The organism is Streptomyces sp. NPDC056486 (assembly GCF_042795295.1).
Classification (GTDB): domain Bacteria; phylum Actinomycetota; class Actinomycetes; order Streptomycetales; family Streptomycetaceae; genus Streptomyces.
In genome coordinates, this window is the sequence record NZ_JBHTSF010000144.1 from 1 (window position 1) to 22,033 (window position 22,033).

Below are 22,033 nucleotides of genomic sequence, written 5' to 3' on the forward strand. Positions count from 1 at the left end.
CCCGATCACCCGGGGCAATCGGGTGGGTGGGCGGGAGACATCCGTCGCGCAGCGGCGGGAAAGTGCCCTGCTTGAGGCCCCCGGCCAGTTACTACTGACCCGCCGCCGCAGCCAACCCGCCCAGCAAGAGCAACGTAAAGCGGCGGGCCCAGTCCTCGTCGACCGGCTCCGCGCTGACCAGAGCGCGGTGCACCACCGCGCCGGCGATCACGTCGAAGATGAGGTCGGCTGTCCGGCCGGCGGCGTCGGGGTCGGGTTCGGCGGGAAGTTCCCCGCGGTCCTGGGCCCGCTTGCGCCCCGCGAGGACCAACCGCTTCTGGCGGTCCACGATCGACGTACGGATCCGTTCCCGCAGCGGCTCGTCGGAGGTCGACTCGGCCACCACCGCCATCAGCGCGGTCTTCGTCTCGGGACGGCCGAGCAGCGCGGCGAACTGGAGCACCACTCCCTCGATGTCCGCCGCGAGGCTGCCGCGGTCCGGCAGCTCCAACTCGTCGAAGAGTTCCGCCACCGCGTCCACGACCAGCTCGCTCTTGCCCGCCCAGCGCCGGTAGAGCGTCGTCTTGGCGACGCCCGCGCGCGTGGCGACGTCGCCGAGCGTCAGCTTGGACCAGCCGAGTTCGACCAGGGCCTGACGGGTCGACTCCAGGATCGCGGTGTCCGCCGCGGCGTTGCGGGGGCGGCCGCCGGTGCGGACGGGAGGGGGGATGCGGCTCTGCATCCCGTGACCATACCGGCCAGTACGGAACCGGTCGGAGCGACGGCGAGTGAGGCAGATCACCGAAGTTCGCGAGGGCCCGCCGCCCACGCGGCAGCGCCCGGCAGTTACGCTACGAGTCGTAGCGAAAGAGATGTGGGCGGGACGAACGGCAATTCCTCAGCGCCCACGTTCTTTCGCTGCGAGCGAAGAGCGACAACCGCGGAAACACCGCAGCGACACACAGCGACACCACAGCGACCACAGAGCGGCAAGCCCGGCACGGGGTGGGGACCCTGCGCCGACAACCATCGGTCCTCCTCGGGACCTTGGCGCCACGACCGTCCGCGGCCCCGCAATCCGGCGGGGGGCTTCGGACGGGCGCGGTTCCCGTACGGCTTGGGGGAGGATGTACTCATGCAGCCACGGAACATGTCCATGAGCGGAGTCGTCGACCTCGCCGCCGTGAAGGCGGCCCAAGAGGCCAAGGCGAAGGCGGAGCAGGCGCGCGCCGAAGCGGCCAGGCAGGGCGGGGGCGCGGTTTCCGGCGTCTCCCCGTCGAGCCTCGTCATCGACGTCGACGAGGCGGGTTTCGAGCGCGAGGTCCTCCAGCGTTCCAGCGAAGTGCCCGTCGTCATCGACTTCTGGGCCGAGTGGTGCGAGCCGTGCAAGCAGCTGAGCCCGCTGCTCGAAGGCCTCGCGCGGGAGTACAACGGCCGCTTCGTCCTCGCCAAGATCGACGTAGACGCCAATCAGATGCTGATGCAGCAGTTCGGGGTCCAGGGGATCCCGGCTGTCTTCGCGGTGGTGGCCGGACAGGCCCTGCCGCTCTTCCAGGGCGCGGCCCCGGTGGAGCAGATCCGGCAGACCCTTGACCAGCTGATCCAGGTCGGCGAGGAGCGCTTCGGTCTGACCGGCATCGTCGTCGACCCGAACGCCGAGGGCGGCGACGACGGGGAGCAGGGGGAAGCCCCCGTCGCCGAGATCCCGGCCGGTCCGTACGACGCCCTGCTCGAAGCCGCCGTCCAGGCGCTCGACGCGGGTGACTTGGGCGGCGCCGTCCAGGCGTACCGCAATGTGCTGAACGACGACCCGGGCAACACGGAGGCCAAGCTCGGCCTCGCCCAGGCCGAACTGCTGCAGCGCGTCGAGGGTCTGGACGCCCAGCAGGTCCGCAAGGACGCCGCCGACCGTCCCGCGGACGTGGCCGCGCAGATCGCCGCCGCCGACCTGGATCTGGTGGGCGGCCATGTGGAGGACGCCTTCGGGCGGCTCATCGAGGCGGTCCGGCGTACGGCGGGCGACGACCGGAACGCCGCGCGCGTGCGGCTGCTCGAACTCCTCGAAGTGGTCGGCTCGGACGACCCGCGGGTGACCGCGGCGCGCACGCAGCTCGCACGGGTGCTCTTCTGATCCGGTCGCTTGATCCGGTCCTTATGACCCGTTCGCTGACCAGTCCCTAAACGCTGGGGCTTGTGATGCCCGAGTGAAAATCTGCCGTCAAGGCGTCACAGTGGCCGCGCTTTACCAAAACTTGGTAAACGCGGCCACTGTTACTTGGAGTAAGCCCAGGCCAGTCTTCTGTCCTGTTGTGCCCTTCAACATCCCGATCTGATCCTGCCCATGGGTGCACCGTCCGTGGCCGACCGATACCGCGCGGTCGTGCTTCGGTTATCGGGCCGTTACTAGCCGGTAACGAACCCCCTTGTGCGGGGGCCGAGAATGCACCACGATCGGCGACGCTCGGTCCATTAACCCGCAGCCCGAAAGCCAGTCGGGAGCGGGCTTTCTGGGTCCCCACCGAGCAGGCCGGAGGCACCCCGTCGCCGGTCTTGGACAGGGGGGTCTCTGCCATCCGGCAGGGCCTGTCCGGCAGGTTGTGCGTGTCGCGTGCGACCAGTGGTTGTCGCTCGGGGGTGATCGCCGGTGCTGAGTGGCGCAGTTGCGCGCCTCCCATGCGGGCGCTCTCCTTCCCGAGGACGTAGCGCTTCTCCCATCCCTGCCCGGCTGAGCCGCCCGAACGGGAGCAGTCAGGGCCGGAGATGTACGTCCGAGAAGGAGGAAAGTCATGGAGTCCGTGGCTCGTGGCGGAACCAGATGGAAGCGGTTCGCCGTAGTCATGGTGCCGAGCGTCGCGGCGACTGCCGCGATAGGCGTGGCCCTCTCGCAGGGTGCACTCGCGGCATCGTTCAGTGTGTCCGGTCAGCAGTTCAAGGTGACTGCCGACCAGCTCGACGGCAAGGGGTTCGTCCAGTACGGGGCGCTTGACAGCGGTAAGTCGGGTAACCACCCGGTCGCCGTCGTCGGCCTCGAATCGGCAAAGATCACCAACCTCTGCCAGTCCGTCGTCGTTCCGGTCCCCGTCTTCGGCGATGTGTCGATGACTCTCAAGGCCGGCGCCAAGGGCGGCCCGAGGGTCGAGGCGAAGAAGCTTTACATCGACGCCGATGACCTGAAGGCCGACGCGACGTTCACCAACGTGGACATCGGCGTCTCGGTCGACCAGACCACCAAGGGCCCCGGCCCGTCGAAGGGCGACAAGTACGCCCCGGACTCGTTCGCGCAGCAGGCTGACGCGGTCAAGTTCGTCGACGTCAAGCAGCGCGCGTGGGCGACCACCGCGGGCACCTTCAAGCTCTCTGGTCTGGGCATGTCGGTCAAGAAGGGCAAGCACGAGTGCTACTGAGGCAACTGATGCCTTAGCAGCGGTACTTGTTGCGCAGCACGGCTGGGCGCGGGGGCGCGACGGATCTTGACCTCAAACCGTCCCCGTGCCCGAATCCGCAGCACACACAGAACCAACGCCATTCCCCGAGGAGCTGTACGACATGAGCGCCGAAGCGCAAGTGGGACTGGGCGACAAGCTCGGTCGGATGCGCCAATCGTTCCGAGGGTGGCGCGGTCAGCGCCCGTTCTGGGGCGGCCTGCTGACGTTGCTCGGCGGCTTCCCGATCATGTACTTCCCGTACGCGAACCTCACGCTCGGCACGATGACGATCCGGATGGCGACGACCGCCGGTGCCGGCTCGCTGATCATTGGCGTCCTGCTTGTCGTGCTCGGCCTGACCATGTGGTTCCAGCCGCATTCCCGGATTTTCGCGGGTGTCGCGGCGATTCTGCTCGCCCTGGTCTCCCTGGTGGTCTCCAACTTCGGCGGCTTCGTCATCGGCTTCCTGCTCGCTCTGCTCGGCGGTGCCCTCGGCATCTCCTGGGCGGCGGCCAAGCCGGCGAAGGCGTCCGCGAAGGGCAGTGCCGACGGGAAAGCCGACCGCTCCGACGACGGGGCGCCGGAGCCCGCGGCCGCGGGGGCCGCGAACGGGGTGAGCGGCACTACGGACGATCTGTCAGGAACGAGCCCGGACAACGGGACGAACGGGAGGCACCGTGCCGGCTGACGAGGTGCACCATGCGGACTCCGCGGGGGAGTCCCGCGCGAGATCCGGGCCGCGCCACGCGGCACCCAGAAAGCCGCTCCTCACTCGCCTGCACGTTCCCGCCGGCAAGGCGATAGCCATCGCGGCCATGCCGACCGCCGTCCTCATGGGCATGGGCCTAACCCCCCAGCTCGCGCAGGCCAAGCCGCTGCCGAAGAACCCCTTCCAGGACGGCCCGTGTGTCACGGCGCCGGACGACGCATCCGAGGCCACCAAGGACGCGGAGAAGGAAGCCGACAAGGCTGCCGAGGAGAAGGCGGAGAAGGAGAAGGCCGAGAAGGCGGAGAAGGACGCCGCCGAGAAGGCCGACAAGAAGAGCAAGGGCGACTCAGGCAAGGCCACCGCCGAGCCGACGCCCTCGCCCTCCGCCGGTGACAAGGCGGGATCGGACGGCGACAAGGCCGAGCCGACCCCGTCGTCGTCCGCTTCGGACGACAAGGCCGACGAGCCCGCTCCGGAGCCCTCCGAGACCAAGAACCCGCTGGACCCGCTGGGTGTCGGTGACGCACTCAAGGACATCTTCACGCCCGACGAGAAGAAGTCCGAGAGCCCCACGCCGACCCCCTCCGCCTCGGAGGAGACCAAGTCTTCGGGGTCCTCCAAGTCCTCCGATGACGACACGCTCAAGGACACCGTCGACGACGTCACCAAGCCCGTCGACGACACCCTCGACGGGGTCAAGGACGGCGTCAAGGACGGTGCCGACAAGGCCGAGGACTCGGTCGACAAGGCCAGGCAAGAGGCCAAGGAGAAGGCTGAGAAGGCGGCTGAAGAGGCTGCCGACAAGGCCGAGGCCGAGGAGTCCGCGGACCCGATGGCACCGGACGAGAACGGCAAGAAGCCGTTCCCGTGCGTGGTCGAGAAGAAGGTCGACGGAGACGCCGAGCAGACGCCGTCGCCGATCCCGAACCAGCCGTGGAACCTGGAGGCCAGCTCCCTGACGCTCAAGGGCGCCGACTACCAGGGCGTCGTGAACCTGACGATGCCCAACGGCCAGACCAAGCAGTCCTTGAAGTACGTCGTCGACAGCACGGACATCGGCGACCTGCACCAGATCGTCGACGGCCCGAGCGGCAAGAAGTACCACGTCGAGGCCGCCAAGGGTTCCACGTCCACGATCACCGGCGGCAAGACGACGATGTACACCGAGAGCATCTCGGGCAAGCTCTTCGGGCTCATCCCGATCACGTTCGACCCGGAGCACCCGCCGCCCCTGAACATCCCGCTGATCTACTTCACGGACGTGAAGGTGAAGCAGGCAGGTCAGTTCGGCGGCAACCTGCACATCCCCGGTCTGCACCAGTCGATCACCGACTGATTCTCAAGGCCTCACCGGGAGCCGCGAAGCGCTGAGGGCGCCCCCTGAACCAGGGGGCGCCCTCAGTGTCGTATCCAGGGTGTCAGGGCGTGTCAGCCGCCCAGGTGGTGCACCCGGACCATGTTGGTGGTGCCGGGGACGCCGGGGGGCGATCCTGCCGTCATGACCACGGTGTCGCCGTCGTTGAAGCGGTTCAGCTTGACCAGCTCGGCGTCGACGAGCTCGACCATCGCGTCGGTGTTGTCGACGTGCGGGACGACGTACGAGTCCACGCCCCAGCTCAGGGTGAGCTGGTTGCGGGTCGCCTGGTCGGTGGTGAAGGCCAGGATCGGCTGCGCCGCGCGGTAGCGGGACAGACGGCGGGCCGTGTCACCGGACTGCGTGAAGGCGATGAGCGCCTCGGCGCCCAGGAAGTCCGCGATCTCGCACGCGGCACGGGCCACCGAACCACCCTGCGTACGCGGCTTCTTGCCGGGCACGAGCGGCTGCAGCCCCTTGGCGAGCAGCTCCTCCTCGGCCGCCTTGACGATCTTCGACATCGTCTTGACGGTCTCGATCGGGTACGCGCCCACGGAGGACTCGGCGGACAGCATGACCGCGTCCGCGCCGTCCAGGATCGCGTTGGCGACGTCGGACGCCTCGGCGCGCGTGGGGCGCGAGTTGGTGATCATCGACTCCATCATCTGGGTCGCGACGATCACCGGCTTGGCGTTGCGGCGGCACATCTCCACGAGGCGCTTCTGCACCATCGGGACCTTCTCGAGCGGGTACTCGACGGCCAGGTCACCACGGGCGACCATGACGGCGTCGAAGGCCGCGACGACGCCCTCCATGTTGGCGACGGCCTGCGGCTTCTCCACCTTGGCGATGACGGGGACCCGGCGGCCCTCCTCGTCCATCACCTTGTGGACGTCCTTGACGTCGCCGGCGTCGCGCACGAAGGACAGGGCGACCATGTCGCAGCCCATCTTCAGGGCGAAGCGCAGGTCCTCGATGTCCTTCTCGGAGAGCGCGGGCACGTTCACGGCCGCGCCGGGCAGGTTGATGCCCTTGTGGTCGGAGATGACACCGCCCTCGACGACGATCGTCTTGACGCGCGGTCCTTCCACCTCGACGACGCGCAGCTCGACGTTGCCGTCGTTGATCAGGACCTGGTCGCCCTTGGAGACGTCTCCGGGCAGGCCCTTGTAGGTGGTGCCGCAGATGGACTTGTCGCCGGGGACATCCTCGGTGGTGATGGTGAACTCGTCACCGCGCACCAGCTCGACGGGGCCCTCGGCGAAGGTCTCCAGACGGATCTTCGGACCCTGCAGGTCGGCGAGGACGCCGATGGCACGGCCGGTCTTGTCAGCAGCGGCACGGACGCGGTCGTACCGCCCCTGGTGCTCGGCGTGCGTGCCGTGGCTGAAGTTGAAGCGGGCCACATTCATACCGGCTTCGATCAGCGAGACGAGCTGCTCTTCGGAGTCGACGGCGGGGCCCAGGGTGCAGACGATTTTGGAACGGCGCATGGGGGCGATCCTATCGGTTTGTTTCGCTTCGGAATATTCCGTCTGGTGGAATCTACAAATGGGCGGAAGTGCGCTCAGGCGTTGCGGTTATGACGGGTCCCCGAGTGTCGCCACCAGGGCGTAGGTCTGCCGCGCGATCTCCAGCTCCTCGTCGGTGGGGACAACGGCGACCGCGACCCGTGCGTACTCCGTCGAGATCAGCCGCGCCTCGTCGGAACGTACAGCGTTGAGCGCTCCGTCGACCGCGAGCCCCAGCTCCTCCAGGCCCGCGACGGCAGCCTCCCGCACGGGCGCCGCGTTCTCGCCGACCCCCGCCGTGAACGCGATGGCGTCCACCCGGCCGAGCACCGCGTAATAGGCGCCGATGTACTTCTTCAGACGGTGGATGTAGATGTCGAAGGCGAGCGCCGCGGCCTCGTCGCCCCCGTCGATGCGGCGCCTGATCTCCCGCATGTCGTTGTCGCCGCAGAGGCCGACCAGGCCGCTCTTCTTGTTGAGCAGGGTGTCGACCTCGTCGATCGACATCCCGCCGACGCGGGCCAGGTGGAAGACGACCGCCGGATCCACGTCACCGGAACGGGTACCCATCACGAGCCCCTCAAGCGGCGTGAGCCCCATCGATGTCTCCACGCAGCGCCCGCCCCGCACGGCACTGGCGGACGCGCCGTTGCCCAGGTGCAGCACGATGACGTTGACGTCCTCGGGAGCCTTGCCCAGGAGCCACGCCGTCTTCCGGGACACGTACGCGTGGGACGTCCCGTGAAAGCCGTAGCGCCGCACGCGGTGCTCGTCGGCGGTGGCCACGTCGATCGCGTAGCGGGCCGCCGACTCCGGCATCGTCGTGTGGAACGCCGTGTCGAAGACCGCGACCTGGGGAAGGTCGGGGCGCAGGGCCTGGGCGGTGCGGATGCCGGTGATGTTGGCCGGGTTGTGCAGCGGCGCCACCGGGACGAGCCGCTGGATCTCCGCGAGCACCGCGTCCGTGATGACCGTCGGCTCGGTGAACTTCAGGCCGCCGTGCACCACGCGGTGGCCGATCGCGGCGAGGTCGGGGGAGTCGAGGCCGAGCCCGTCGGCGCTCAGCTCGTCGGCGACCGCCCGCAGAGCGGCCTCGTGGTCGGCGATGGGCTCCTCGCGCTCACGCTCCTCGCCGCCGCCGGTCAGCGGGGTGTGCTTGAGCCGCGAGGTCCCCTCGCCGATGCGCTCGACGAGGCCGACCGCGAGACGAGAGCTGTCCCGCATGTCGAGCAACTGGTACTTCACCGACGAGGAGCCGGAGTTGAGGACGAGGACGCGGGTGGCGCTCACAGGAGGAATGCTTTCTGTAGACGTCAGGCGGAGGGGGCGGCGGCCGGGCCCTGGGCCTGGATCGCGGTGATGACGACGGTGTTGACGATGTCCTGGACGAGGGCACCGCGGGACAGGTCGTTGACCGGCTTGCGCAGGCCCTGGAGCACGGGGCCGACAGCGATGGCGCCGGCCGAGCGCTGGACGGCCTTGTACGTGTTGTTGCCGGTGTTCAGGTCCGGGAAGATCAGCACGCTGGCCTGCCCCGCGACCTCCGATCCCGGCAGCTTCGTCGCCGCGACCGAGGGCTCTACGGCGGCGTCGTACTGGATCGGCCCCTCGATCTTCAGGTCGCTTCGGCTCTCCCGCACCAGCTCGGTCGCCTCGCGCACCTTGTCGACGTCGGCGCCAGAGCCCGACGTGCCCGTCGAGTACGACAGCATCGCGATCCGCGGCTCCACACCGAACTGCTCGGCGGTGGCGGCGGCCTGGACGGCGATGTCGGCGAGCTGCTCGGCGTTCGGATCCGGATTCACGGCGCAGTCGCCGTACACAAGAACCTTGTCGGCGAGGCACATGAAGAAGACGGACGAGACGATGGAGGCATCGGGCTTGGTCTTGATGATCTCGAAGGCGGGCCGGATGGTGGCGGCCGTGGAGTGCACGGAGCCCGACACCATGCCGTCGGCGAACCCTTCCTGCACCATCAGCGTGCCGAAGTAGTTCACGTCCGCGACGACGTCGTACGCGAGCTCGACGGTGACGCCCTTGTGGGCGCGCAGCTCGGCGTACTCGGTGGCGAACGCGTCCCGCAGCTCGGAGGTCTGCGGGTCGATGAGCTGCGAGTCGGCGAGGTTGATGCCGAGGTCGGCCGCCTTCTTGCGGATCTGCTCGACGGGACCGAGGAGTGTCAGGTCGCAGACACCGCGGCGAAGGAGCACGTCGGCGGCGCGCAGGACGCGCTCCTCGGTGCCTTCGGGCAGGACGACGCGGCGCTTGTCGGAGCGGGCCTGCTCAAGGAGTTTGTGCTCGAACATCATCGGCGTGACGCGGTCGCTGCTCGGGGCCTGTACGCGGCTGCGCAGTCCTGCCGTGTCGACGTACTTCTCGAAGAGCCCGAGGGCCGTCTCCGCCTTGCGGGGCGTGGCGGCGTTCAACTTCCCTTCCAGGGCGAAGAGTTCGCCGGCGGTGGGGAAGGAGCCGCCGGTCACGGCGATGACGGGGGTGCCGGGCGCGAGGCGGTCGGCGAGCTTCAGGATGGCCTCGCCGGGCTGCTCGTTGAGGGTGAGCAGGACGCCCGCGATGGGCGGCGTACCGGCGCTGTGCGCGGCGAGCGAGCCCACGACGAGGTCGGCGCGGTCGCCGGGGGTGACCACGAGGCAGCCCGGGGTCAGGGCGTTCAGGAAGTTCGGCAGCATCGCGCCGCCGAAGACGAAGTCGAGCGCGTCACGGGCCAGGCCCGCGTCGTCGCCGAGCACGATGCGGCCGCCGAGCGCGTGGGTGATCTGGGCGACCGTGGGGGCGGCGAGTGCGGGCTCGTCCGGCAGGACGTAGCTGGGCACGGGGAGGCCGGTGAGGCTGTCGTGGATCTCGTCGCGGTCGGCGGGTGCCACCCGGTTGGTGACCATCGCGAGGACGTCGCAGCCCAGGCTCTCGTAGGCGCGATACGCGTTGCGCGTCTCGGCGCGGACCGATTCGGCGGTCTGGTTCTTGCCGCCGACGACGGCTATCACCGAGGCGCCGAACTCATTCGCGAGCCGGGCGTTGAGGGACAGCTCGTCCGGGAGCTGGGTGTCGGCGAAGTCGGTCCCGAGCACGAGGACGACCTCGTAGTCCCTGGCCACCAGGTGAAAACGGTCGACGAGCTGGGAGACGAGCTCGTCGGTGCCCTGCTCGGCCTGGATCGCGGAGGCCTCGTGATAGTCCATCCCGTACCCCGACGCGGCGTCCTGCGCGAGCCGGTAGCGGGCGCGGAGAAGATCGAAGAGCCGGTCGGGCCCGTCATGAACCAGTGGCCGGAAGACCCCCACCCGGTCGACCTGACGGGTCAGGAGCTCCATGACTCCCAGTTCGATGACCTGGCGGCCGTCGCCCCGGTCGATCCCGGTCACGTACACGCTGCGCGTCACGCGTGCTCTCCCCTTCTTCGCTGACTCAGGGCTGCAGGGTGGTCAGAGCCGTCTCGACCTCAGGGCCTCAGGACCTCAAGGCCTCAGGACCGGACAAATGACCCGATATGGTTGCCGTGCCCTCTTGACAATACCTCTGTGGCTGACTAGGTCGCCCGCCGGACGAAGGCCCCCATTCAGTGGGCCCAAGGGTCTCCTCCCCAGGATCGGGCGGAGCAGCCGTGAGAGGGAGAGGCTTCTGTGGCGGAAGGGGGCGTTCGACAGGAGAGCGGCGGCCGGTTCGCGGCCATGGAACAATCAGACCGGCTCACACGCATCAACAGCGAGCAGGAGACACAGCACGATGCGCATCGGAATTCTCACCGCAGGCGGCGACTGCCCAGGCCTCAACGCTGTGATCCGGTCGGTCGTGCACCGAGCCGTCACGCACTACGGCGACGAGGTCATCGGCTTCGAAGACGGTTACGCGGGGCTGCTCGACGGCCGCTACCGCTCCCTGGGCCTCAACGAGGTCAGCGGCATCCTGGCCCGTGGCGGAACGATTCTGGGCTCCTCGCGCCTGGAGCGCGACCGCTTCCGCGCGGCCTGCGAGGACGCGGCCGCGCTCGCCAAGGAGATCGGCTTCGACGCCCTGATCCCGATCGGCGGCGAGGGCACGCTCACGGCCGCGAAGATGCTGTCGGACGCGGGCCTGCCGGTGGTGGGCGTCCCGAAGACGATCGACAACGACATCTCCTCCACGGACCGCACGTTCGGCTTCGACACGGCGGTGGGCGTCGCCACGGAGGCGATGGACCGCCTCAAGACGACCGCCGAATCCCACCAGCGCGTGATGGTCGTCGAGGTCATGGGCCGCCACGCGGGCTGGATCGCCCTCGAATCGGGCATGGCGGGCGGCGCCCACGGAATCTGCCTCCCCGAGCGCCCCTTCGACCCCGCTGACCTGGTCAAACTGGTCGAGGAGCGGTTCTCGCGCGGCAAGAAGTTCGCGGTGATCTGCGTGGCCGAGGGAGCACACCCGCAGGAAGGCACCATGAACTACGGCGTGGGCGCGATCGACCAGTTCGGCCACGAGCGCTTCCAGGGCATCGGTACGGCACTCGCGTACGAACTGGAGACCCGCCTCGGCAAGGAGGCCAAGCCGGTCATCCTGGGCCACGTCCAGCGCGGCGGCACCCCGACCGCGTACGACCGCGTCCTCGCCACGCGCTTCGGCTGGCACGCGGTGGAGGCGGTGCACCGCGACGACTACGGCCGTATGACGGCGCTGCGGGGCACGGACATCACGATGGTGCCGCTCGCGGAGGCGGTCACCGAGCTGAAGACGGTACCGAAGGACCGGATGGACGAGGCGGAGTCGGTCTTCTAAGGACTCTTCGGGGGCGTGCGTCGGGAGGCGCGTCGAGCGGCCATGGGTCAGCCCCTGGCCGCCCCCCGGACCTGAGCCCAGAAGTGCTCAAGGATCTTGTCCAGAAAATCCCGCCCGGCACTCCCCGAGGCATCGGCCCCGGCCCCGCCGCCCCAACTGAGCGTCCGGACCATCCGCGCCTGATAGTCGGCGTGCAGTTGCTGCAACACGTCCTCCAGATGCCGCTTCCGCACGGGCAGCATCTTGCTGACGGGCCGGACGTACCCCTGCCAACGGGTGGTCACCGCACTGCGCAGCAGGTCGGCGAGCTCGTCGGCGCGCCCCGTCACGGCGATGAAGTCGGACAGGGGGAGCTGCAGCACCTCGGCAAGGGCGGCGGACTGCCGCTCGTTGCCACGCCAGGCGTTGGTCTCCTCCATGTGCAGATACACCTGAATCTCGACGCCGGAGCCCCGAGCCACGTCCTCGGGGGCAAGCCCGCGCGCGAGCCGGTGCTCGCGCAAGGTGGTCGCGGCGCCCATGAGCTCCCCCGGGGAGCACCACAGCGTCCCCGCGAGGGCGGTGAGTTCGGCGGCGGTGGGCGCGGCGAGCCCGCGTTCCCAGGCGGCGATGGTCTCGGGCGTGATGTGGGCGAGCCCATAACTGGCCCGCATTCCGTAGGCGACATGCCCGTGCGCCATCCCGAGCGCCTCACGGAGGCGACGGGCGGCGGGGAAGTTGAACGGGGGTGTGGGCCGGTGTGGCGGTTGGCTCGATTGCACGGGCACACGGTATGGGCGCGGGAGCCTGGCGACTACGGTGTGTTCATACGAGGTTGCGGATTGGTGCGAAGCTACGGGGCGGGTGATTCCCCACGGGTGGGCGCTACGGGGAGCGTGTTTCCCAGTAGGGCAGCCCGACGCGGATCTTGATCTGCTCGTCACCGTGCTGCCCGACGACGCCTTCGATGCGTTCCCCGACGTCCGGCAGGGTAGCCGGGGGAGCGGCGGGGTCGTTGATCGTGCCGTCGGGGTCGTAGGACAGCAGGTCGATGAAGGCGCTGATCCCGGGCGCCTCGTCCAGGTCCAGGAACACACCGAAGGGCAGCCGGAGCTTGACGACTCCACGCGCGGGGGAACCCACGGGGTAGAGCCGCTTCGCTTCTTCCCAGGAAATTTCCGTCGTCACTTGTGCCTGATCCTCGGGTATTGATTCAAATCCTCGACGACATCGTTCGGAATCACGAGTTCCTTGTCGCCCGGGCTGTCCATGTAATCCTTTTCGTACTTCGCCCACTTGGCATCGTACTCGGACTTCGGGATCTTGATCTCGATGACGCCGTCGCCATAAGACTTGGCGTACTTCTCGGCGATATGCCGCTTTTTTCCGAAGTACGCGCGGCCGTTGGGGTAAATGCCCTCGGACTTGCGGGGATCACCGGGGAAGTCGTCGGCGCTGTATCCGTGCTGTTCGTGGACGTCGCCCTTTCCTCTCGGTGAAGCCTTGAAGATGGACTGGGTGCATTCATCCGGCGAAAGCCCGAGATGGTCGGTCCAGACCTGGGGATTCGGGACGTAGGTGCTGGGGTTGGGAGAGGGGGCGAGGCCGAGCGGGTCGTTGGTGAGATAGCGGGCGGTCTCAGGGTCGTAATGACGGAAGTAGTTGTAATGGAGTCCCGTCTCGGGGTCGAAGTACTGGCCGGGGAATCGAAGCGGCGTGTACGTGGCACTGCCGGCCGTCCAGGCGGTCGTGCCCCAGAGCGTGCTGCGGGCGCGCCAGGCGATGTCCCCGGTCTCGTCGATGAGTTCCGTGGGCGTGCCGACCAGGTCGGTGACGATCGAGAAGAACCTTGAGTCGATCTCGTCCTGGGGTGCGTCGGCGGCCGACACCCGTTCCGTCTGGGCGATGGGGTGCAGGCCTTGGTGGTCCCACGTCACGGTCACCGGTCCGGGCAACTCGGCGGACATGGTGGTCTGTTCGCAGAGAAGAGTGCCGTCCCAGGAGAAGAGTGTCTGCTCGGCAACCGACTCGCCGTCGGGGGCCAGCCGCAGCTTGGCGATGCGGCGCCCGAGCGGGTCGTACCGATAGCGCCAGCGTGTGCCGTCCGGTGTGGTGACGGCCGTGAGCCTGTCCTCGGCGTCCCAGGTGTAGCGCCAGGTGTGCGGTTTGCTGGACAGGCGCGCCTTCTGGCGCAGCGTGACGCGGCCGAGCCCGTCGTGTTCGTAACGGAGGTGTCCGGCGCGGGTGATGCGCGTACCGGTGTAGGTGCGCGGACCGTTGCTCTCGTAGCCCGGATGGTTGCTCGGACCGGCGGTCTGTGTCTGGTTCCCGGCCGCGTCATAGGCGTACGTCTCGGTCCAGTTGTCCGCATGCACGGCGGTCACCCGGCCGACCGCGTCCAGGTCGAACCGGCGCCCACCCGCGAGCTGGTCGTCCAGGCCCGCGAGGTGACCGTCGGCGCGGTAGGTGTACGCGCGGCTCTGCACCGATCGCCCGTCGGCGGTCGTCACCGACTGCGCGGTGATGCGGCCCACCTCGTCGAAGGCGTGGGCCAGCGTGAGGTTCGCATCGATGTGCCGGGCCACTTCCTGGCCCGCGGAATCGTGCTCGAATCCGATGGTGCGGCCACCGGTGCTGAGCAGGGCGTGATTGCCCGCTGCGTCATAGGTCCACGTGCTGGTCGCCCCGGTGGCGGTGGTCCGCCGTGTGCGGCGGCCCATCGCGTCGTGGGCGAAGGTCAGCGTACGGCCGTCGACGGTCAAGGACATGCCAATCCGCCGGACGATTCCCCGCCATACCGCAACCCCCGTTGTGCTTGTACTGCCGTCTATCGGTTGATGGACTGGATCTCCTGGACCACCACGTCCTGATCCGCGCCGAACTCTCCGTCGGGGAGATCTTGTGGTCCGTTCACTCCGGTGCCGGTCCAGTGGATCTTCCAGGTGACCGTCGCCTTGAGGGGGTACGAGCCGTCGCCGGACGAGCGGAGGTACTTCACGCCGCAGGGCGGGTCCTGCTTGGACTTGCCCTTGGCGTACGGTTCGCCGATCTTGCCGTTTTCGATCGGGCAGACTCCGGAGGCGGGGTAGGTTTCGGCGTCCTTCGTTCCCGGGTCGATTTTGAGGGAGACCGGCTCTGCGGTCGCCGTCGCGTGGATGTCGAGGACCGGGACTCTGGCTGTCACCGACACCGGCTTGAACTCGGCCTTGTCCAGCCAGGCCCAGGTGGGGAGATTGACCTTTGTGGTGTCCGCCGGGGCGAGCGTGACCTCGGTGTCGGGTACGCGGATCTCCGCGTACGCGAGGTGCGCGAGGAGCTCAGGAGTGACGGCCTCCGGTGTGTCGGCCGGCGGCGGGTCACCCTTGTCGACCCAGAAGTACGGCTTGTCGCAGTCCAATGCGCCCGGGGCGCCCGCCTTTCCCTCCGGGATGAAGTGGTCCCACCAGTAGCCATCGCCGGTCTTCTTCTTGTTGAAGTCTTTGTAGGGCTGTCCGTCGACGTAGCGGTTGCGCTGCGACAGGTCCCACTCCGGCCCGGTGGACTCAGCCTCCCAGATCGGCTCCAGCTTCTTCTGGAGCTGCGCCGGGGTGAGTGCCGGAGCGTAATAGCAGGGCGGGGGCGTCCAGTTGGTGGCTGGAGCCACCGGGCCCGTCGCGCCGCCCTTGCCGTTCTTCGAGCGGTCGTAGATGACGCCGCCCGCTGTGGTCGACAGGGTCTGCTCGTCGCTGCCCGCGCCCACCTGCGCCTCGGAGTCGTTACCGCTCCCCGGCGGGTCCATGTCGGCCCACGCCTGTGGGCTGCTCAAGGCCACCGCTATACCTGCGAAGAACGCCGTGAGGGCCGTGGCCCTTCCTACGGTTGGCATTGAGCTGCCCCTCTTGTGGAGATGATCTGCGATGTCTGCCACGTGCCGTCGTCGTTCTTGATCAGCTGCGTGTTGTAGGAGACGTAGCTGTTCTTGGTCACCGGAGTCTTGTTGACCTTCTCGTTCTTCTTGTTCTTGGTGTAGCCCTTTCCTTCGTCCGCGCAGAAGGAGAGCGTGGCGGTCTTCTTGTCCTTGAGCGTCACTTGGCGGTCGTAATAGCGCACATCGCCCGTGAGCGTGACGTCGGCGTCCTTGAACTTCTGTACCCAAGTCACCGCGGCTTCCAAGGCCCTGCCGGTGTTGTAGTAACCGACTGCCTCACCCTTCGGGTCCGTTCCGGTGATGGAGGCATTCACGGCTCGCATGCGTTCGGCGTTGTCGGCCAGCACCGCCTTCTTCACGGCGTCCCCGGTACGGGGCTTCTCGAAGGTCATGGTCAGATCTTCCGGGAGCTTGATCTTGGGACGGCCGGAATTCTCTGAGGCGCTCGCACTCGGTGATGCCGACTTCTTCCCGCCTTCCTCCTCCGCCCCGGCGATCTTGTCGTTGTCCTTGGTCTCGTCGTCACTGCTGCCGCAGGAAGAGAGCAGCAGAGCCGCGGATACGGCGAGCGCGGACGTCGCTAGGCGGAGAGGGCGGTTCACTGTCGGCTCCTGGTGAGGGTGAGAGTTAGCGCGAGCTAAGTACGCTAGTGGGCACTGATCGGTGGCACCAGAGAGATATCTGACGATCAATGGGGCGTGAGGTGCTTATCCCGGTGAATCCGGGCACCGTTTCATTCCCAGGGCTCGCGCAGCGGTTTGCGCTTCCACCATGTCCCGAGGTCGGCCTCGGGCCGGTTCTTCGGCAGGGGCACCCAGGGGCGCAGCGAGCCCTCCGGATCCGGGACCGTCGCGGCGTCGAAGCGGGCGTCGAGGGCCGTCAGGAGCCGTCCCAGGGGGCCTTCGCGTGCCTCCGGCGGGAGCGCGGTCAGCACCTCGTCCAGGGAATCCCGGGATTCGAGGTCGTTGCCGTACTCGATGATGAAGTAGAGGTTCTCGCCTCGTTCCCAGCCGGGTTCCAGCCGCCGTACGAGTCGTTCCCAGGAGGCGAAGCGGTGGGCCACCGAGTACACCGGGGCCGTGATCGTCGGGCGCAGGCGTGGGGCCACGCGTGATCGTTCGAGCTCCAGGCGCTCCGTGTCCAGCCGCGCGACGGCCGCCCGGGTCGGATCTGACAGCTCCGACCACGCCGCCTCGCTCAGTGGCGCGTCCCAGAACACCCCCGGCGGGTGGCTCCAGAGCGTCTTGCTCTGCCCTTTGCCGTTGGAGCTGGAGCTGCTGCTCAGGACGCTCACCCTTCTGCACAGCACCAGACCGCTCCCCGTCTCGGACTCAAGGGCGATGCCCACGTGGCGGGGTCCCGTCTCCGTCTGCGCGAGCGTCTTCAGCGTTGCCCGCTCGTGCCTGTTGGCCCGGCGCAGGGTGGGAGCCACGTATGGGAGTGGCCCACCCCGTAGCGCCACATTCGGAACGTGCGCGGCGACTGGAAGTGCAAGTGTTGGCCCTTCGCTACTTCGCTACTTCACTTACTCCGACTCGCCAGTGAGGGGTGCGCATGGGAGCCGTACGGAAAGCCATGGATCTTGAGGCCTATATGGAACAGGCGCGCAGCGGGCCCTGTTTTGTCTGTGCGTTTCTTGCCGGGGACCCCGGCTACCCGCATCACACCATCCACGAGGACGACGATCACATCGCGTTTCTCGATCGGTGGCCCACCCTCCCCGGGAAGGTCCTCGTCGCGCCGAAGGCTCATGTCGAGCATGCCGTACGGGAGTTGGACGAGGCCGCCTATGTGCGGCTCATGCTCTTCGTGCGGAAGGTCGCTCTCGCCGTCGAGCACGTCTTCGACTCCGAGCGGACCTACCTCTACTCCCTCGGCAGCCAGGAAGGCAACAGTCACCTTCACTGGCACATCGCCGCCCTGCCGCCCGGAGTCCCTTACGCCGAGCAGCAGTTCCACATCCTGATGAGCGAGAACGGTGTTCTTGACGTGCCGTCGGACGAAGCGGCCGACGTCGCCGCGCGGCTCCGGGACGCCATCGGCTCGTAGCGGTGATGCGCAGTACTGACTTGACGGGCCTACTGCTTCGTGGGCTCGAACTTCCCTTCCACCTTGCCGATTTCGGACCACTGGTCGCCGTCGCGGCGGTCGAACCACACCGGGCGATTCCGCGCCGAACGCCGCTTCTCGAAGGAGACATCGCCGAGTACGCCGTTGACGGAGACGTTCTGGATCTCACGGTCCAGGGTGTGCCTGAGCGAGGTGGCCGGGGCATCTGCGGGGAGTTTCTTGAGCGCGGTGGCCAGGGCCAGGGCGCCGTCGTACAGCTCCTGGTTTCCGCGCGCGGGGAGGTTGTCGTCGGGCTCACCGGAGTAGCTGCGGGTGCGCAGGACGCCGTCGGGGACGGCCTTGTCGATTTTCGCGGCCTTGGCTCGTTCCTCTGAGTCCTCGCAGATGCCTTGCGAATCGCCCTCGGCGAGTACAGGTCCCGTGAAGCCGCCGGACCTGAGCTTCTTGGCCCATACGCCGATGTCCGAGGCCACGGGGAGTACGACCGCGTCCGCCTGTGCCTCGTCGACCAGTGCCGGGATCTGTGACGTCTTTACGTCGTAGGGCTCGGTGTCCAGCGCCTTGGTGGTCAGGCCCGCCTTGCGCAGGGCGGTACCGATTCCGTCCGCACGGTTCGCCCAGAGATCGGTCTCCGCCACCAGTACTCGGCGTGCTTTCGTCCGCGTCAGGAGGTACTCGGCCATTGCCTCGCCCTGGCGCGCCTCGTCCGCCGGGATCGCGAACGCCGCGGCGGGCTGCGCCACCTCTGAGCAGGTGGCGATCTCGGGCAGGAACGCCTCGTCCGTGTCGTGCACCCAGGCGAAGTCGCTGGTGTCACCGATGACGGCGAGCATGTCCGGGTGCTCGGCGAGCAGCTTGCGCGACGGGGTGTCCGGGGCGGCGGCCACCGGCACTAGACGGAAGCGGCTGCCGCTCTTGGCGCCAGCGCCCAGCGTTTCGGAGAAGGCGGACTCGACGGTACGTATCTGCTGCGTCGTGAACTGCTTGTACTCCGACTTCTCGTACTCGTCGGCGGAGTCCCCGGTGCCCCCGGAGCCCCCGGCGCCGACGTGGGTGTAGCTGTGGGCGACGCCGATCTTGTAGACGGTCGGGGGCTGAGCGCCTTCTGCGTCGCCGGACGTGGTGAGGGAACGTATGCCCAGGCCCGTCGGGACGCTGACGGCCAGGACCAGGGCGGCGGTGATCAGCACGCGCTTGCGGGAGCGGCGCCGGGGGCCGGGCGCAGAGTCCGGGGCGGTGGACTCCTTGCGGACGAGCGGGGGGTGGGGGTTGGGGCGCGCGTCCTCTGCAGGGGCGGCCGGGGCGGCCGGAGCAGCGTCGGCGACGGAGTCCTGTACGTCCGACGCCGAGGTGTCGTACGTGAATTGCGTGCCGTGCGTGCCGTGTGTGCCGTGCGTGTCGTGCGTGCCGTACGCGGATGCCTCAGCCGCCCCCGCCTCCCGCGCCCCCTGCGGCAGCGACCCCGCCGCCCCCACGATCCGCTCAAGCACCGTCGCCGCATCCGCGGGCCGGTCAGCGGGATCCTTCGCGAGGAGGTCGAGGACCAGGCGCTCCACAGGCGCCGTCACTTCGGACCGCGCCCGCGACGGCCGCAGGGGCGCGTCATTGACGTGGTTGTACATGACGCCGGCCGCCGAGCCGGTGAACGGCGGGTGGCCGACGAGGAGTTCGTAGAGGACGCAGCCGAGCGCGTACAGGTCGGTGCGTCCGTCGCCCGCCTCCTGGCGGAACCGCTCCGGCGCCAGATACGGCACGCTGCCGAACGGCAGCTGCCCGGTCTGCGTGAGGCGCGAGTCGCCCGCGGTCCGTTCCATGAACGTCGCGATGCCGAAGTCGACGACCTTCGCGGCGCCGTCCTGCGCGATCATCACGTTGCCGGGCTTGATGTCGCGGTGTACGACACCCGCCGAGTGCGCCGCGTCCAGGGCGCGGCAGATGTCCGCCGCCCAGCGCAGCGCGTCCGCCACGGGTACGCGGACGCTTTCGCGCAGCACCTGGTCGAGCGAGCGCCCCTGCACCAGGGCCATCACCAGATACGGGGTGCTGCCGTCCGTGCCGTGATCGTGGACGGCGACGATGTGCGGACTGTCGAGGGAGGCCGCGGCACGCGCCTCCTGCCGGAACCGGGCCAGGAGCTGCCCACGCTCGCCCCCGCCCCCATCCCCGCCCTCGCCGTCGCCCTCGCTCTCGTCCGCGGAGGCCGACGGCAGGAAGAGCTTGACGGCGACCTCGCGGCCCAAGCTCTGGTCCCGCGCCCGCCACACCTCTCCCATGCCGCCTGCGCCGATCCGCTCGAGCAGCTCGTAACGGCCGTTCAGCAAACGCCCCCGCATGTGCCCTCCCTCAGTCCCGCCCTCAGCCCCTCCCGAAGGCCCGGTGATCCTAGCCAGCGGGTCGGGCGGCCGGGGCGGGGCGGGTCACCTCTTCACCCCTTCACCGCTCCTCCCAGCGCGAAGCCGCCTCCCAGGCGGCGTGAGATGAGGACGTACAGGAGGATCACCGGTGTTGAGTAGATGATCGAGAACGCCGCCAACTGGCCATAGACGACCGTGCCCTTGTTGCCGAAGAAGTCATTGATGCTCACCGACGCGGGCATCTGCTCCGGCGAGAGCAGGAGCATGAACGGGACGAAGAAGTTGCCCCACATCATCACGAAGGAGAAGACCGTTACGACCGCGACTCCCGGGCCCATCAAGGGGAGCACGATCCGCAGCAGGGACTGGAACGACGACGCGCCGTCCGTCCATGCCGCCTCCTCCAGCTCCTTCGGGACCCCGTCCATGAAATTCTTCATCAGCCAGATGGCGAAGGGCAGTTGGGACGCGGCGAAGAAGAAGATCGTGCCCTGCATCGTGTCGATCAGGTCGACCTGGACGAACAGCGCGTACACCGGGACCATGATCGCGGTGATCGGCAGGCTCGTGGCGAAGAGGATCGTCAGCATGAAGGGGCGGTTCAGGCGGGACTTGAAGCGGGAGAGCGGGTACGCGGCGAGTGCCGCGCAGACCACCGTGAGGATGGTGCCGCCGCCGCACAGGAGCAGGCTGTTGAGGAGCGGCGTGAAGGTGATCTCCGGGGTCAGGACCGCGTCGTAGTTGTCCAGGGTGATGCCGTCGGGGACCTTCACCTTGAGGTCGGCCTTGGTGTCGAGCGAGGACAGGATCACCCAGGCCAGGGGGAGCACGAACGCTGCCGCGACCACGAGCAGCCCCGCGTCCGCCGCGAGACGGCGGCCGGTGCGGCGCGAACTGAGGCTCCGGGCAGGCGACTTGACGGTGTTGGCGGACACTCAGACCTCCGTGCGGAGCAGGCGCATATAGACGAGGGAGAAGAGTGAGCCGACGACCAGGAGCAGAAGCGCCACCGCCGTGCCGTAACCGATCATGCTCTTCTGGAAGGCCTGTTCGTACATGAACAGGGGGAGGGTCTGGCTGCGGTTTCCGGGGCCGCCTCGCGTCATCACCCAGATCAGGCCGAAGACGGAGAGGGTCTGGAGGGTGTTCAGCATCAGGTTCGTGCCGATGGAGCGGCGGATCATCGGGAGCGTGATGTGCCACATGCGGCGCCAGCCGCCCGCGCCGTCGACCTCGGCCGCCTCGGTGATCTCCTTGGGGATCTCGTTCAGGGCCGCCGAGTAGACCAGCATCGAGAACGCCGTCCCCCGCCACACGTTGGCGAACGACACCGCCAGGATCGGCAGCGTGTACATCCAGTTCTGGGAGGGGAGGTGGAGGAAGTCCAGGACCGCGTTCAAGGTCCCTTCGCGGCGGAAGAACGCGTACAGGAGGAAGGCCGCCACCACCTCGGGCAGCACCCACGCCGTGATCACGGTCGCGCCGGTGAGCGTGCGGACCGGCTTCGACGCCCGCTGCATCAGGGACGCGAGCGCGAGGCCGATGGTGTTCTGCCCGATGAGCGACGAGACGACCGTGAAGACCAGGGTCAGCCAGACCGCGTTGAGGAACGCCTCGTCGCCGAAGGCCTTACGGAAGTTGTCGAACCCGACGAAGCTCGACTCCGCCTGTCCTGTGAGCTGGAGGTCGGTGAAGGCGATGTAGGCGCAGTAGCCGATCGGTCCCGCGAGGAAGAGAAGGAGTAGGACTACGGCGGGGGACACGGGCAGTGCGCGGGTCAGGGCCCGGCCCGTCAGCTTGCTGCGGGACGGGGGCCGGGCGGGGCGCGGGGCTCCCGGATCCGGCGCGGTCTTGGCGATGTCGCCGGGCCCGGCGGGGGGTGCGGTGGTCACCTCGGGCACTCACTTCCCTTGCGTACGGATCCCTTACGGACGGCTGCCCGCGTGGGGCGGCGGTGCGTGCGGACAGCCACACGCAC

General features: G+C 68.4%; 18 protein-coding genes and 1 pseudogene. 6 read left to right on the plus strand and 13 right to left on the minus strand.

Translation table 11 applies throughout. The annotated features are described in order from the left end of the window. Positions 1-91 precede the first annotated feature (91 nt). Positions 92-721, minus strand: coding sequence for a TetR/AcrR family transcriptional regulator (locus ACFQ7F_RS36440; protein WP_383280429.1), 630 nt, complete (start codon positions 719-721; stop codon positions 92-94). 393 nt (positions 722-1,114) lie between these two features. Between ACFQ7F_RS36440 and ACFQ7F_RS36445 the strand changes: the two genes are divergently transcribed. From ACFQ7F_RS36445 to ACFQ7F_RS36460, 4 genes are all read left to right on the plus strand, one after another. Further along, positions 1,115-2,110, plus strand: a complete 996-nt coding sequence (locus ACFQ7F_RS36445; protein WP_383280432.1) for a tetratricopeptide repeat protein — start codon at positions 1,115-1,117, stop codon at positions 2,108-2,110. Between the two features lie 655 nt (positions 2,111-2,765). Then, complete coding sequence (locus ACFQ7F_RS36450; protein WP_383280435.1) at positions 2,766-3,383, plus strand: DUF6230 family protein; 618 nt, start codon at positions 2,766-2,768, stop codon at positions 3,381-3,383. Positions 3,384-3,525: 142 nt separating this feature from the next. Beyond that, positions 3,526-4,092 (plus strand): DUF6114 domain-containing protein, encoded by a 567-nt coding sequence (locus tag ACFQ7F_RS36455; RefSeq protein WP_383280438.1) that lies wholly within the window; start codon positions 3,526-3,528, stop codon positions 4,090-4,092. Continuing rightward, on the plus strand, positions 4,082-5,449 hold the full coding sequence (locus ACFQ7F_RS36460; protein ID WP_383280441.1) for a hypothetical protein: 1,368 nt from the start codon (positions 4,082-4,084) through the stop codon (positions 5,447-5,449). The genes ACFQ7F_RS36455 and ACFQ7F_RS36460 overlap by 11 nt, the downstream gene beginning before the upstream one ends. 92 nt (positions 5,450-5,541) lie before the next feature. Here ACFQ7F_RS36460 and pyk read toward each other — a convergent pair whose 3' ends face one another. The 3 genes from pyk to pta all read right to left on the minus strand — a co-directional run bounded on the left by pyk (position 5,542) and on the right by pta (position 10,376). Then, positions 5,542-6,960, minus strand: coding sequence for a pyruvate kinase (gene pyk / locus ACFQ7F_RS36465; protein ID WP_383280443.1), 1,419 nt, complete (start codon positions 6,958-6,960; stop codon positions 5,542-5,544). An 87-nt stretch (positions 6,961-7,047) separates the two neighbouring features. After that, the gene (locus tag ACFQ7F_RS36470; protein WP_383280446.1) at positions 7,048-8,268 is read right to left on the minus strand and encodes an acetate kinase; all 1,221 of its coding nucleotides are present in this window, start codon (positions 8,266-8,268) and stop codon (positions 7,048-7,050) included. 23 nt (positions 8,269-8,291) lie between these two features. Next, a complete protein-coding gene (gene pta / locus ACFQ7F_RS36475; RefSeq protein ID WP_383280449.1) occupies positions 8,292-10,376 on the minus strand; it encodes a phosphate acetyltransferase in 2,085 nt (694 codons plus the stop codon). A 343-nt stretch (positions 10,377-10,719) separates the two neighbouring features. On the opposite strand from pta, the gene ACFQ7F_RS36480 reads away from it, so the two are divergent. Beyond that, positions 10,720-11,745: a 6-phosphofructokinase gene (locus ACFQ7F_RS36480; protein ID WP_383280452.1), complete on the plus strand. Its 1,026-nt coding sequence runs from the start codon at positions 10,720-10,722 to the stop codon at positions 11,743-11,745. 47 nt (positions 11,746-11,792) lie between these two features. Here ACFQ7F_RS36480 and ACFQ7F_RS36485 read toward each other — a convergent pair whose 3' ends face one another. The 6 genes and pseudogenes from ACFQ7F_RS36485 to ACFQ7F_RS36510 form a co-directional block, all read right to left on the minus strand. Then, a complete protein-coding gene (locus ACFQ7F_RS36485) occupies positions 11,793-12,425 on the minus strand; it encodes an XRE family transcriptional regulator (RefSeq protein ID WP_383280477.1) in 633 nt (210 codons plus the stop codon). A 184-nt stretch (positions 12,426-12,609) separates the two neighbouring features. Continuing rightward, positions 12,610-12,912 carry a hypothetical protein gene (locus tag ACFQ7F_RS36490; protein WP_383280455.1) on the minus strand — a complete coding sequence of 101 codons (303 nt, stop codon included), beginning with the start codon at positions 12,910-12,912 and terminating at the stop codon, positions 12,610-12,612. A 314-nt stretch (positions 12,913-13,226) separates the two neighbouring features. Next, positions 13,227-14,489, minus strand: a pseudogene (locus ACFQ7F_RS36495) (RHS repeat-associated core domain-containing protein); the annotation flags it as partial. A 62-nt stretch (positions 14,490-14,551) separates the two neighbouring features. Further along, complete coding sequence (locus ACFQ7F_RS36500; RefSeq protein ID WP_383280458.1) at positions 14,552-15,589, minus strand: hypothetical protein; 1,038 nt, start codon at positions 15,587-15,589, stop codon at positions 14,552-14,554. Next, the gene (locus ACFQ7F_RS36505) at positions 15,577-16,233 is read right to left on the minus strand and encodes a hypothetical protein (protein ID WP_383280460.1); all 657 of its coding nucleotides are present in this window, start codon (positions 16,231-16,233) and stop codon (positions 15,577-15,579) included. Before ACFQ7F_RS36505 ends, ACFQ7F_RS36500 begins: the two co-directional genes overlap by 13 nt. 131 nt (positions 16,234-16,364) lie before the next feature. Next, positions 16,365-17,063 (minus strand): hypothetical protein, encoded by a 699-nt coding sequence (locus ACFQ7F_RS36510; protein ID WP_383280463.1) that lies wholly within the window; start codon positions 17,061-17,063, stop codon positions 16,365-16,367. A gap of 122 nt (positions 17,064-17,185) precedes the next feature. Here ACFQ7F_RS36510 and ACFQ7F_RS36515 point away from each other — a divergent pair, with 122 nt between their 5' ends. Beyond that, positions 17,186-17,680, plus strand: a complete 495-nt coding sequence (locus ACFQ7F_RS36515; RefSeq protein ID WP_383280466.1) for an HIT family protein — start codon at positions 17,186-17,188, stop codon at positions 17,678-17,680. A 29-nt stretch (positions 17,681-17,709) separates the two neighbouring features. On the opposite strand, the gene ACFQ7F_RS36520 is transcribed toward ACFQ7F_RS36515, so the two are convergent. The 3 genes from ACFQ7F_RS36520 to ACFQ7F_RS36530 form a co-directional block, all read right to left on the minus strand. Further along, positions 17,710-20,034, minus strand: a complete 2,325-nt coding sequence (locus ACFQ7F_RS36520; protein ID WP_383280469.1) for a bifunctional serine/threonine-protein kinase/ABC transporter substrate-binding protein — start codon at positions 20,032-20,034, stop codon at positions 17,710-17,712. 92 nt (positions 20,035-20,126) lie between these two features. Then, positions 20,127-20,990, minus strand: a complete 864-nt coding sequence (locus ACFQ7F_RS36525; protein ID WP_383280472.1) for a carbohydrate ABC transporter permease — start codon at positions 20,988-20,990, stop codon at positions 20,127-20,129. Continuing rightward, complete coding sequence (locus ACFQ7F_RS36530) at positions 20,991-21,947, minus strand: carbohydrate ABC transporter permease (protein WP_383280474.1); 957 nt, start codon at positions 21,945-21,947, stop codon at positions 20,991-20,993. Between the last annotated feature and the right edge of the window lie 86 nt (positions 21,948-22,033).

Excerpts from the sequence above, each read along its gene's own strand:
- ACFQ7F_RS36440 (WP_383280429.1), bottom strand. The coding sequence starts at position 721 with ATGCAGAGCCGCATCCCCCCTCCCGTCCGCACCGGCGGCCGCCCCCGC.
- ACFQ7F_RS36445 (WP_383280432.1), top strand. The coding sequence starts at position 1,115 with ATGCAGCCACGGAACATGTCCATGAGCGGAGTCGTCGACCTCGCCGCC.
- ACFQ7F_RS36450 (WP_383280435.1), top strand. The coding sequence starts at position 2,766 with ATGGAGTCCGTGGCTCGTGGCGGAACCAGATGGAAGCGGTTCGCCGTA.
- ACFQ7F_RS36455 (WP_383280438.1), top strand. The coding sequence starts at position 3,526 with ATGAGCGCCGAAGCGCAAGTGGGACTGGGCGACAAGCTCGGTCGGATG.
- pyk (WP_383280443.1), bottom strand. The coding sequence starts at position 6,960 with ATGCGCCGTTCCAAAATCGTCTGCACCCTGGGCCCCGCCGTCGACTCC.
- ACFQ7F_RS36480 (WP_383280452.1), top strand. The coding sequence starts at position 10,720 with ATGCGCATCGGAATTCTCACCGCAGGCGGCGACTGCCCAGGCCTCAAC.
- ACFQ7F_RS36485 (WP_383280477.1), bottom strand. The coding sequence starts at position 12,425 with ATGGCGCACGGGCATGTCGCCTACGGAATGCGGGCCAGTTATGGGCTC.
- ACFQ7F_RS36500 (WP_383280458.1), bottom strand. The coding sequence starts at position 15,589 with ATGCCAACCGTAGGAAGGGCCACGGCCCTCACGGCGTTCTTCGCAGGT.
- ACFQ7F_RS36515 (WP_383280466.1), top strand. The coding sequence starts at position 17,186 with ATGGGAGCCGTACGGAAAGCCATGGATCTTGAGGCCTATATGGAACAG.
- ACFQ7F_RS36520 (WP_383280469.1), bottom strand. The coding sequence starts at position 20,034 with ATGCGGGGGCGTTTGCTGAACGGCCGTTACGAGCTGCTCGAGCGGATC.